Raw genomic sequence first — 11,542 nt, 5'->3', positions numbered from 1 at the left:
GCACTAAGTATGGCTCTGGCTTTAAGCTAACCCACGAAATTGGAGGCTAGCACCTCGTGGGGGTCATTATGTCTATGCGAGACTGGGGCGTGAGAGCATGTGGCTCCCACGCTGATAGCAGTTAGAAATGTTTTACAGGTGAAACTTTATCAATTTCATCGATCAAAGACACAACCTGACCAGGGCTAATCGACTGAGACTTAATATCGTTAGCATATTTTTTTGCTGAGTCGAGTGCTTTAATTTCCTTACCCTCAAGGTAAGGTTTTCGATTTTGGCTTGTTTCATATGCTTCAAAGAGCTGTTGCACAGCGCCTTCAATGATTTGGTTGTGAGTTTTTAGGTTTGACTCACCAACAAGGCTCGCTAGTTCAAGAGCAAGTTGCAAAGTCTTTGTGACGTCGTTAGAGCTGAAGCCTTCATCTGTCGGATAGAAGGAAAAAGAGTACGAGAGAGTCATTTCGATTCCTTTTTATTATGGGTCTTGCGTTGATTTTGGGGGGAACTACGCCTTTTTCAATAGGCGAATGTCATAAAGTTATATATATGAAACTGATTGGTCGCAAATTAAGCTACCCTACAGGCATTGACTGCTATTTGAGCAGAGAGTAAGTCGCTTAACATGTATGATTTTTTCTGTCAATAGGCAATAACATCCTGTTGGCTGCCCGAGCAGCCAATGCTCTTCGAACAACAAAGTTATCTACTTCGCTTTGTCATGTCGGTCATTACGCATTGCTTACGACAAACACATATTGAGGATCTCTTATTGGGATTGTTCAGGAGTGTTAAGGTGTCTGTCCCAATTAGATTTTGAAGAACCGCTTTGGTTGCAAGTATCAGAGATCTAAGTCGTTTTTTGTGAATTTCAGGGCATTGATTCTCAATAGTTTGCTGTAGAATTTGAATGTGCGCATCGTTAGGGCTCCCTATTAAATCCATTTACTCAGGTGTGTTTTTGGCGAAATTCATTAGTTCAGAATGAGCGATGCGCGTCTACTCATTGTTTTATATAGAAATTATGAGGGGATTCGTAAGAGCAAGGCGCTAGTAGTGATTTTTAGCTTTCAACATTTGAGGATATAAATATGGACCAAGAAAAGGCATATTCAATTATTGATGCTTTAGCTAATGGTATCGATCCGAACACGGGTGAGTATTTTCCAGAAGACTCACCTTATAATCATCCAGATATTATTCGTGCGCTATTTTATGTGCTTCGCAATAAACCAACACAGAAAAAGCAGAAAAAATCCCTCGAAGAAAAGCAGCAAGAGAATATTTCCAAAGGTTTACCGAAGAATTATGGTTTACCTTGGACAGATGAAACCGTCGAGTACGTTATAAATCAACATCAGGCGAATACATCCATAGATGTCATAGCTCAAGAGGTAGCAAGAAAGCCTAGCTCGATCATTGGGTTGCTAAAGAAGAAAGAAATTATTACTGAGGAGCAAGCGTTTTCAATGGGGTTACGTTATCAAGGCGCTCGTGCATGAAATTGCTACTAACAAACTGTTATAGCTACTGGAGGATGGGTGGTAGTTTTAGATGAAGAACACATGTCATGGCTTCTTTTCCAACACACAAACGATATGTATTTGTCGGTGGTATGTGGAACTGTCGGCATGTTTACAATAGAGATTCAATTAACTCATTCGGAAGCATCAAGTTATAAATTAACGGGAAAATCATATATCGCTCAACTTGCTAGTAGTATCCGTGCGAAACCGGAGTATTTTACACTGAGGAAAGTAGCTAACTTCAGAACTAACTTTAACGTCACTGAGGCTTTATCTGAATGGCGAAGTTCGTAGAGTTGTAGCTATAACAAATTGTTCTACAGCGACCAAGACGCGTGCTATTTTCGCTTCGCTCAATAGTATGGCACACTAGTTTTTCACGCGTTAACAAGGTGTTAGGCTTTAAGGTGTTAAGGGTCTATCCCAATTAGATTCAATTATTGCCAAGATAACGCGCATGGTTAAAAAGTAACAACATGCACGCTCGTTCTTATATATTGTTAGGGTGTATATTTTGCTGTATTTACATTAATTTTTAGTCACTTATGATAGGTTAATGGCAAGTTAGGCAGAGAGAAAAACCAGACGGCCTGTTATTAAGAATGTTATGCCACTGAATTTAATCTGGAGGAAAGGAAATGGACTTTAACTCGTTACTACTATTTATCGTTGCCTGTCTGGCTATCAATATGATTCCGGGTCCAGACGTTATCTATATTGTTTCTAACACAATGAGAGGTAAGCTGAAAACCGGGTTTAAGGCGGCAATGGGGCTTGGTGGTGGCTACTTTATTCATACATTGGCAGCGTCATTAGGACTCTCTGCGATCATCCTGAGTTCTGCGGTCGCTTTTAGCGTAGTAAAATGGCTAGGTGCAGCATATCTAGTTTACTTGGGTATTCAATCGTTACTCTCTATGTGGCGCGGGGATAGCAAAATAGTGATAAGCGAAACCGTTGTAAACGAAAAAAATGTTTTTGTGCAGGGTGTTATCGTTAGCGTTTTGAATCCTAAAGTAGCGCTGTTCTTCCTCTCATTCCTACCTCAATTTATTGACGCATCAACAGGTTCGACTTCAATGCAGTTGTTGGCGTTTGGTTTGTTATTTAGTGTATTGGCGACCATGTGTAATGTTCTCTATGCATCAGTGGGTAGTTGGGTCTTCAGTCGCCCGAATTCTCAGCGTTACTCTCGAACGCTTGAGGGTGTTTCAGGAGTTTTGCTTATCGGACTGGCAAGTAAAGTCGCAATCAGCGACCGCTAGTGGCATAACAATCAATTCAACTAGACCTTCAACCCGTGGCATTTTTACTATGCGTTGGTTTATAACAAGCGCTAGGATTCTATGAAAATCGTGCGAGATACAAGACTGGAAGAGTTCAAAAGAATTGAGCATCTCCTTTATGGAAATAACTACGAAGTGTGGTTCAATCTTTATGGTCCTGCCGATCCAGAGCTGGGTTTAACTGGTACTCTCAAAAGGTTAATTTCAAAAGTCTGCGAGGTTTCAGGGGTAGTTCCTTCTACACCGAATGAGGCCATGTCTGAAATAATGGACATGGTTTTGTATAAAGGCTATACAGGTTTAGGCTCCTTAGAGCTTGAATCTAAAAAGTCTGAAATATCCGAATTAATGGGCAAGGTATTTTCGAGTACCGGCATCGAAGATGCGGAAATAGTTGTAAAGTTTGATTTTAAAAATGGCCATCCTGCTTATCCAGTGTTTTGGGATTTTGCGTATGACATCCATTCAAAAGGTCAGCGCTGGATATTTGTGGGTTCAAGTAGTGACTAGCCCTAACAAAGCCGCCAATTACAGCGGCCTTAGGCGAAGAGGTTCAGATGTACGATACAGTGATTTTTGATTACGGAAATACCTTGTGTGAAATGGGTAGCCTTTCAGGCTCGTTGAAAGCTGTTCTTAAATCGCAGTATGCTGATCAAATTGGTGACTTGATAGAGCAAAGTATTCAAGACCTGTATGTACCCGAACAAGAGGTGCAACCAAATTGGATTGATGTATGGCAAAAGGCATTTAATGAGTACAAACTAGAATTTGACCAATCGATTGGTTTAAAACATTTGAATCACTTTGTAGATAGCGGTCGTCTTTATCAATATTCAATCCCGCTACTTGAAGCCCTTCATAACCAGGGAACAAAACTCATATTACTGTCTAATGTAACGGGTAGTACAGAAGTGTTTCAACGTGACTTAATGAACCGAGGACTAGCTAAATATTTCGATAGCATAATTTGGTCTTCAGAAATTGGTTTTAGGAAACCTAGCCGTCAGGCTTTTGAAATTGCATTAGAAAGTGTAGGAAGTTTGGCGAAAAATAGCATTATGGTTGGGGATAGTGAAATTGCCGATATTCGTGGAGCTCAATTAGCAGGTATTTCTACAATGCTGATTTCAGAGCTTAAAAACGCAGAAAGTAGAGCAAGTCACGTGGTTAATCATGCGAATATTCAGGAACAACTAATGCGCCTAACACATATGAGCCTTCTGCCTGTCAATAGGCAATAACATCCTAACGGCTGCCCGAGCAGCCAATGCTCTTCGAACAACAAAGTTATCTACTTCGCTTGTCATGTCGGTCATTGCGCATTGCTTGCGACAAACACATATTGAGGATCTCTTATTGGGATTGTTAAGGTGTCTGTCCCAATTAGATTACAATCTCCATGTGTCGCGATATTGGAATCTTGCAGCGGCCAATTTTAGTTGGCCACTGCATAGAGATAAGCCGTAAATCTATAGATCAACCGCTACTGGGCAAATATAGGCAGCTGCTCCTCAGTCAATAAGCTGTCTTTAGCAAAACCGATATACCAAGTGACTTGGCTAACATTCCAATTGCTAATATCTTGGTTAAAAGCTTCAGCATTCCTAAACATCGAAGACATATTAGTCACATTCGAGGTATCCCAGTTTCCTATATCTTGGTTAAAGGCTTTAGCCTCCCAAAACATATATTTCATATTAGTCACATTAGAGGTATCCCAATCACCGATATCTTGGTTAAAAGCTTCCGCACCATGAAACATATATTCCATATTAGTCACATTCGAGGTATCCCAGTGCCCTATATCTTGGTTAAAAGCTTTAGCCTTCCAAAACATAGAATCCATATTCCTCACATTCGAGGTATCCCAGCGACCTATATCTTGGTTAAAAGCGTAAGCCTCAGTAAACATAAAACCCATATCAGTCACATTAGAGGTATCCCAGTGCCCGATATCTTGATCAAAAGCTTTCGCACCCTGAAACATAGAACCCATATCTGTCACATTAGAGGTATCCCAGTGCCCGATATCTTGATTAAAAGCTTTCGCACCTTTAAACATCCCGTCCATAGTAGTCACATTCGAGGTATCCCAGTGCCCGATATCTTGATTAAAAGCTTCAGCCTCCACAAACATATAATCCATAGCAGTCACATTAGAGGTATCCCAGTGCCCGATATCTTGATTAAAAGCTTCAGCCTTCACAAACATCCCAATCATAGTAGTCACATTAGAGGTATCCCAATCACCGATATCTTGATCAAAAGCTTTCGCACCCTGAAACATCCGAATCATATTAGTCACATTAGAGGTATCCCAATCGCTGATATCGGCATTAAAGGTGGCTCTTTTATAGAACACATGAGACATATTAGTGACCTGAGTGGTACAAAAGCCAATATGGCCTTGCTCTAGGTTATCGAGCATAATTGGGTTTTTAATCAAAGTGTTGTCGACCACCACATACACCTTGCCGTTTTCGAGTATTACGGAATTGACGGGCTGATCTGGGCATTTGACTGAAATATCGATGGCATAAGCCTGCTGGCTGACGAGCGCCGCCGCCCCAACAAGCAGTGACAGAAGATTCTTTTTCATGGTTATTTCCTAGGTTGAATCGACATTATTAAGAGAAATTAGTGCGAAAATAGCGGCAGGTAATAATTAGGTAGGCCACTTTGCAGGGCGAAGTCTTTATGGCGAGTGACCTTTTCCACCGACCAATTGGATAAATCTTGCTTAAAGCGCGTTGCCCCTTTAAACATACGATCCATATTGGTCACGCGGCGCGTGTCCCATTGACTGATGTCGTAATTAAAATAGGGTGATTGAGCAAATAAATCGCTCATATCAGTGACATGACTTGTACACAGCTCTATCTTGCCGTTGATAAAGTTTTGCCAGTAATCTTGTTGGCGCAATAGCGCATTATCGACCACCACATATAAGCGCTCATCGATAATCACTACACTACCGGGAGGGTTAGCATCACAACGAATGGTATGATTTTCTTCGGCAAAACTGGCTGTACTACCCAAAGCCATGCAGGCTAAAATAACAGACGCTATTTTCATGATTAATATATTATTTATTATGATTAGTTTTAATATTATATTTACTTAACTAATCAAAGTTAACGCTATTTTTTATCTTGATGCATGCCAAATATAATAATGATATCAATGTCACGCATAGGGTGTGATTTAATGTTATTTAAATCATTTATGGATGATTAAATTTAATATATTAATGACAAGCTATATTGACTTTCTAAAAGTTTACATTTAATCGAACACTTATTAACCCAGAATTCGAGGACACACACCAATCTTTTGGTGAGTGTCCTGAATTGAATTTCAAACAATAGCAACCGTTTTCTGTGACGGCCTTGTCTAAACCCCATCCTTTACTCGACACATTGTTAATACACTCCTCTATAAGAACCTGATTTTTGACCAGTTAATCGGCCTACTCGCTTAAAGCGTTGACTCTTCTGAACCCCAGCGATATCCTGCAAAAGCACTGGCAAAATCCAGTGCCAGGATTAGCACCCTGTTGAACATTCTACGCATAGTAGCTAACTGAACTGTTGGCTTTCGCTATGTGTGCTTCGGCGCATCCGTCGAAACCCGAATTGCTTAGTTATTGCGCAATTCGATTCGGTATTACGGTGGGCTGGGCGAGGCAGCTTCGGCTGGCCGTTGCGAATGTTCCGGTAGTGCTAACCTTGTTCAGTTCACCACCCTTTGTTATGGGGTCTCTGTGTGGTGATGGAAATGTTTTCCTGTTGGAGGTTACCATGCCAAAGCTCACAGACGATCACGTTCTAAAAGTCCTCAATTCTATTTGTTACCGTATTCACACCGAGCCTGAATCGATTCGCTCCCATATGCGTGATTTATCGACGCTGCTCAATGGGCCCGATCCTAAACAAACGTCTAAATATAGCTGGCTCGAAGCGATTATTAGACAAGCGCAGCTCAATCGCTTTACTGAGCACTGCTCCCCATCTCGCGATACTTCCGATCTCTGTTTAATCAAGATGCAGAACCAAAATGCCTATAACTTGTGTTTTACCCAAGACGTCGACCAATGTATTTGTCGTTTGCAGTCTTTGTGCGCACAGCCAATTGAGCTGGTGGCGCACGGGAAGGCGAAACTGAGCCCAGATGCGCTGCTTGAGGTACTGTCTGAACCGCAGATCCAGAAAAACCGTTGGTTTCCGCTGAGCGATAGTCAGCGAGATGGCATCGTTAAAACGCTTAAGGCAGAGCAAACTCTCACCTCACGTTGATTGGCTATCAACGAGCAGGCACAGAATCACTGAGGTTTGGGGTAGGGTGGTTGCTCTAAATTATTAATAGAATTTTTACTCTTCTTACTAAGATAACCCGCACGCTCGTTTTTATATATTGATGGTGTGTATGGTTATATGTATTTACATTAATTTTTAGTCACTTATGATGGTTTGATAATGAGTTGGGCAGATAGGAAAACCAGACTGCCTGTTGTTAAGGATGTTAGCCCTCTCCAAAAGGTACATGTAGTAATGAAAGGACGTTGCCCAAACTGCAATGCAAAATCTGAATCAATTCCTCTTAGCCAAAAGTGTTCTCAATGTGGAGAGTTCTCAAATGACTGGGTTGTTTATGATTGGGCAGGATACTGCAGATTTAAGAGAGCAATGATCAGATGGAATTGGGTCGTTTTGGTATTGTGCTCTGCTAATTTATTGGCAATGGTACTAGGCTTTGCGGATCCAGTTCAGTGGCTACTCTGTTTGCTCATTATTCCAGCCACAGTGAGTTTAACTAGTTCTTATCAGGCAATCGCTAACTCTAAACACTATAAAGGACATCGCTTAAAGGATTTAAGCCCATGGTTTCCTTTGTTGTAAAGGGCGAACAATACAAGGCGTTTAAGGCAGATTCCCAGCGCTTGGTATTTTCGGTTGGCTTTGAATTTAGTATTTACGGCACAATGGTTTAAGTTTGGTGGTCTGCGTTGCTCACCCACTTAATTTGGCGTTAGTTTACCAATCAAGATCATCTCCCGAATTTTTATTTAGAGTGATGTCTTAGCTACAAGTGGTTTTGTGGGAGTTGCGATTGACCCAGTACAGCCACAACCAAAATAAAGCCGTCTTCCTTTGTAAAGTAAGCTGTGTGTTTGCCTACCGGAAAATAAAAACCGCTTGGATAAATCTCATCGCAACTGCGACCTACGGCTGGATTGTCGGCAAGCATTTGAAACCCAGTTAACAATGTATCTTTATAGTTGTTCCACTGCATTTCAGAAAAGTTGTTGATGGTATAGCTTTTAATTTTTCGTAAATGAGCCTGAGCCAATTTACTTAGCTTGTACTTATTCTTTTGCATAGTGGGTTACAAGGCGTTTAGGAAGTCTTCACCATCAACTACATTGCCTTGTGCTAAGTCTTGTTTAGCTGACTCGAAACAATGTTTAAGGTAATCAGCTTTCATTGCCTCTAGTTCTTCATAGTCTTTGATAGACATTACCACCACGGCATCTTTACTGTTTTTGCTAATCTTTACTGGCTCACGTTGAGCGCTTAGAAGCAGCTCACCAAAGTTACGTTTAGCATCATTTGCTGTTAGTGTTTGCATGCTCAATCTCCAAGTTTGGCATTACAGTAAGATTATAGCTAGTCGCACGAAGTGGTCAATTTAATTAAATCGTGCGATTTGAGTGCTTTTTATCCATGCCAAATGATCAAAGTGATGCATGACATTCGGCATTTGTGGTACGAAGTCCGGCGTGCTTAGTAAGTTCAGAAGACTATTGGTGTGTGTCCTGAATTTAAATTTAGTCACGATCGTATTTATATAATGACAGAATGTATAGCTTGGTAAATTTACGTTAATTTTTAGTAACATATGATAGGTTGGTGGTAAGCTAGATAGAGAGAAAAACGAGGCTTCCTGTTATTAAAAATGTTATATCTACAATCAGAAACTTCTGGCCAAGACTGAAAATAAGGTCTAAAATTAGCACTCATTTAAGTGCTGAATTGGTGTTGTTATGAGACAGGTTTTAGCTGATTATTCAGCAAGTATTTCTGAGTTAAAGAAAAATCCTACTGCTTTGCTAAATGAAGCTGATGGTTCTGCTATTGCTATTCTGAACCACAATAAGCCAGCAGCTTATCTTGTTCCTGCGGAAACTTATGAGTTTCTGATGGATATGCTCGATGATTACGAGCTGGCTAAACTTGTTGAAAGTCGTCGCGGTGAGTTATCTGAAGCGGTTGAAGTAAATATCGATGACTTATAAGCTTAAATTTCTACCTGCCGCGAAGAAAGAGTGGAGCAAGTTAGCTCCACCAATTCAAAGTCAGTTTAAAAAGAAGCTTAAAGAACGTCTCGAAAATCCGCATGTTCCCGCATCTAAACTTCGCGGCTATGACTCAGTTTACAAGATCAAGCTACGTACTGCGGGTTATCGTTTAGCCTACGAAGTGATCGACGATGAAATCGTGGTGTATGTGTTGGCTATTGGTAAAAGAGACAAAGATGCAGTGTACAAAAAGCTAGCAACGAGGTCCTCGTAACAGCAGCAAAACTCATATGGCCTTCTGCCTGTCAATAGGCAATAACATCCTAATAGCTGCGTGAGCAGCCAATGCTCTTCAAACAACAAAGTTATCTACTTCGCTTTGCCATTTCGGTCATTAAGCATTGCTTACGACAAACACATATTGAGGATCTCTTGTTGCGACTTCGCCGCTGCCTATGACTTGTCATGGTGTTAAGGTGTCTGTCCCAATTAGTTTCGATGACTTGTCATAGTGTTAAGGTGTCTGTCCCAATTAGATTTCCAACGCTTGGCAGTTTTGGCTCACGGTTTAGTATTAGTGTTTATGCCACAATAGGTAAAGTTTTGTGGTAGCGTTGTCTGCCCATTAACGCGGCGTTAAACACAAAGGCGAAAAATGGACAAATTCGAAATACGTGACGATGACAATGGGATAGGTAAGGTCTTAATCTTGAAAGACTCTTGGTCAGACTATGTCTTGGAATATATGCTTTCCAATGAAATTAGAGCGCTTCGTTTGAGTGACTCCTTCGGCTTCAAAGACCGAAACATTTCATTTATATCACAGCTTACCTTTCTGAAAAGTTTGGAGATATACGTTTGGAATGCAACTGGGTTGGAGACTATTGAATTTTTACCGCAGTTGGAAGTTTTAGGACTTCAGTGCAAAAGCCAACAAAAAATAGATTTTTCGCGTTTTTCCGATTTGAAGGTTTTTAAAGCTACTTGGTCCCAAGGTCTAAGTTCAGTGCTTACGCTCAATACTCTCAAGAAGTTAAATATCCAAAATTACCCAAATCAGAATCTAGAGTCCCTAAGTGGCATGGGAAACTTAGAACAGTTGTACCTTACTTCTAGAAAGCTAGAAAACCTTGATGGAATACAGCACCTATCTAAGTTGGAGCTACTGGATCTCTATAACTGCCCACTTCTAGTTTCTCTGAATGGCACAGAAAAATGCTCCAAATTAAAGAGTATCGAGATTGAAGCGTGCAATCGGGTTTGCGTATAACAAGGCGTTTGAAGACAGATTCCCAACGCTTAGCATTTTGGGTGTCAATCAGTTTTAGTGTTTACTATACAATAGGTTAGGTTAAGTGGTGGCGTTGCTCACTACTTAACACGGCGGTATACTCATTCGCCTAATCAAACATTGTTAAAGGAGGACGTTTGTCAGTATTTGATTTTTCGAAGATGCTATTTTTGGGACTTGGTAGCATCATAGTTATGGCATACTATGTTACGCACTTGGCCGAAAGTGGTGTGAATGATGAGTTTAAGAATAAACTGAAAAACATCGTTAAAAGCTTAAAAAGCTCACCAGTAGCTTTGCATGCGTTGATTACTTTCTCTCATATTTCTGATAATTTTTTTGGTTTTAGGTTAATCTCTTTTCAAGCTTTTTTTAAGTCAGCCTTACTCACTATATGTTGGGTAACTTTCATTGCAATAATTTGTTACTTTTTGTTCCCAGGATATTCTGCATGGGTAAACGAAGCTAACTTTAAAAAAGTGATATTTAGTAGTGCTCTTCCAATAGTACTTTCTCTAATTGCTATAGATTTTGCTTCCTTGTCGGCGACTAGGCTTATTTTTAGAAAGTTAAAAACAAAAAGTCTAGTTGAGCTAATCTTAGTCTTAATCATAGACCTAATTATTTCAGCATTGATCTTCTATTTTGGTATTACATCGGCTAAGTATTTTATTGTGAACCCTAAATGGCTCTCAATTGGTGACTCACTTTCAACTTGGTTGTATTTAGACCAGTTACCTATAGCAATGCAAACATTAAATGACTTAACTTCTGATATGCTGATTGAAATTGCTCCTGGGAATTATCACATCAAAGGCGGATGGGACTCTGAGGTAGTATATGCATTTCCTGAGGGGGTAGCATTCTACTCTAGCTTGCTCACTTCGGTTTGGTTGTGGATGCATATATTGTCATATGCTCTTCTGAAACTTACGCAGCGAATAGATATTGTGAAAAACACTATGCTTAGATTTGTCGAAATCGATAAAAAGCCGTTTACAGCAATATCGATTATGCTAATCGTAGCTTATGTAATCGTTTCTCTGTTTTTGATAGCAGTGTTCGCAACAATAAGTGTGATGTGAGTATAACAAAGAATTCAAAAGTGATTCCCAATGCTTGGCATTTTCAGTTCAAGGTT

14 protein-coding genes are annotated in these 11,542 nt (G+C 40.3%); 9 read left to right on the top strand and 5 right to left on the bottom strand.

Features of this window, described 5'->3' with window-relative positions:
• Positions 1-121: 121 nt before the first annotated feature.
• Positions 122-460, bottom strand: coding sequence for a hypothetical protein (locus tag OH455_RS14560; RefSeq protein WP_269981905.1), 339 nt, complete (start codon positions 458-460; stop codon positions 122-124).
• A 628-nt stretch (positions 461-1,088) separates the two neighbouring features.
• On the opposite strand from OH455_RS14560, the gene OH455_RS14555 reads away from it, so the two are divergent.
• The 4 genes from OH455_RS14555 (at position 1,089) to OH455_RS14540 (ending at position 4,053) form a co-directional block, all read left to right on the top strand.
• Positions 1,089-1,499, top strand: a complete 411-nt coding sequence (locus OH455_RS14555) for a hypothetical protein (protein ID WP_269981904.1) — start codon at positions 1,089-1,091, stop codon at positions 1,497-1,499.
• Between the two features lie 662 nt (positions 1,500-2,161).
• Positions 2,162-2,788, top strand: a complete 627-nt coding sequence (locus tag OH455_RS14550; RefSeq protein WP_269981903.1) for a LysE family translocator — start codon at positions 2,162-2,164, stop codon at positions 2,786-2,788.
• A gap of 81 nt (positions 2,789-2,869) precedes the next feature.
• On the top strand, positions 2,870-3,319 hold the full coding sequence (locus OH455_RS14545; protein ID WP_269981902.1) for a hypothetical protein: 450 nt from the start codon (positions 2,870-2,872) through the stop codon (positions 3,317-3,319).
• A gap of 47 nt (positions 3,320-3,366) precedes the next feature.
• Positions 3,367-4,053: an HAD family hydrolase gene (locus OH455_RS14540; protein WP_269981901.1), complete on the top strand. Its 687-nt coding sequence runs from the start codon at positions 3,367-3,369 to the stop codon at positions 4,051-4,053.
• Positions 4,054-4,295: 242 nt separating this feature from the next.
• On the opposite strand, the gene OH455_RS14535 is transcribed toward OH455_RS14540, so the two are convergent.
• Both OH455_RS14535 and OH455_RS14530 read right to left on the bottom strand, forming a co-directional pair.
• Positions 4,296-5,411: a BspA family leucine-rich repeat surface protein gene (locus OH455_RS14535; protein ID WP_219348742.1), complete on the bottom strand. Its 1,116-nt coding sequence runs from the start codon at positions 5,409-5,411 to the stop codon at positions 4,296-4,298.
• A 38-nt stretch (positions 5,412-5,449) separates the two neighbouring features.
• The gene (locus OH455_RS14530; RefSeq protein ID WP_219348743.1) at positions 5,450-5,887 is read right to left on the bottom strand and encodes a BspA family leucine-rich repeat surface protein; all 438 of its coding nucleotides are present in this window, start codon (positions 5,885-5,887) and stop codon (positions 5,450-5,452) included.
• Positions 5,888-6,612: 725 nt separating this feature from the next.
• On the opposite strand from OH455_RS14530, the gene OH455_RS14525 reads away from it, so the two are divergent.
• A complete protein-coding gene (locus OH455_RS14525) occupies positions 6,613-7,107 on the top strand; it encodes a hypothetical protein (protein WP_269981900.1) in 495 nt (164 codons plus the stop codon).
• A 787-nt stretch (positions 7,108-7,894) separates the two neighbouring features.
• Here OH455_RS14525 and OH455_RS14520 read toward each other — a convergent pair.
• Positions 7,895-8,191: a type II toxin-antitoxin system RelE/ParE family toxin gene (locus OH455_RS14520; protein WP_225495305.1), complete on the bottom strand. Its 297-nt coding sequence runs from the start codon at positions 8,189-8,191 to the stop codon at positions 7,895-7,897.
• A gap of 6 nt (positions 8,192-8,197) precedes the next feature.
• Positions 8,198-8,440 carry a type II toxin-antitoxin system Phd/YefM family antitoxin gene (locus tag OH455_RS14515; protein WP_206372263.1) on the bottom strand — a complete coding sequence of 81 codons (243 nt, stop codon included), beginning with the start codon at positions 8,438-8,440 and terminating at the stop codon, positions 8,198-8,200.
• A 415-nt stretch (positions 8,441-8,855) separates the two neighbouring features.
• On the opposite strand from OH455_RS14515, the gene OH455_RS14510 reads away from it, so the two are divergent.
• The 4 genes from OH455_RS14510 to OH455_RS14495 all read left to right on the top strand — a co-directional run bounded on the left by OH455_RS14510 (position 8,856) and on the right by OH455_RS14495 (position 11,486).
• Entirely contained in the window at positions 8,856-9,107 is a 252-nt protein-coding gene (locus OH455_RS14510) for a type II toxin-antitoxin system Phd/YefM family antitoxin (protein ID WP_045974129.1), read from the top strand.
• Positions 9,097-9,384 carry a type II toxin-antitoxin system RelE family toxin gene (locus tag OH455_RS14505; protein WP_045974128.1) on the top strand — a complete coding sequence of 96 codons (288 nt, stop codon included), beginning with the start codon at positions 9,097-9,099 and terminating at the stop codon, positions 9,382-9,384. Before OH455_RS14510 ends, OH455_RS14505 begins: the two co-directional genes overlap by 11 nt.
• A gap of 381 nt (positions 9,385-9,765) precedes the next feature.
• Positions 9,766-10,380, top strand: a complete 615-nt coding sequence (locus OH455_RS14500) for a hypothetical protein (RefSeq protein ID WP_269981899.1) — start codon at positions 9,766-9,768, stop codon at positions 10,378-10,380.
• Positions 10,381-10,538: 158 nt separating this feature from the next.
• Positions 10,539-11,486 carry a hypothetical protein gene (locus tag OH455_RS14495; protein WP_269981898.1) on the top strand — a complete coding sequence of 316 codons (948 nt, stop codon included), beginning with the start codon at positions 10,539-10,541 and terminating at the stop codon, positions 11,484-11,486.
• Positions 11,487-11,542 lie beyond the last annotated feature (56 nt).

The organism is Vibrio sp. T11.5, assembly GCF_027587155.1.
Classification (GTDB): Bacteria; Pseudomonadota; Gammaproteobacteria; order Enterobacterales; family Vibrionaceae; genus Vibrio; species Vibrio neptunius.
The sequence above is the reverse complement of the archived record's forward strand: the minus strand, read 5'-3'. Positions and strand labels throughout refer to the sequence as shown.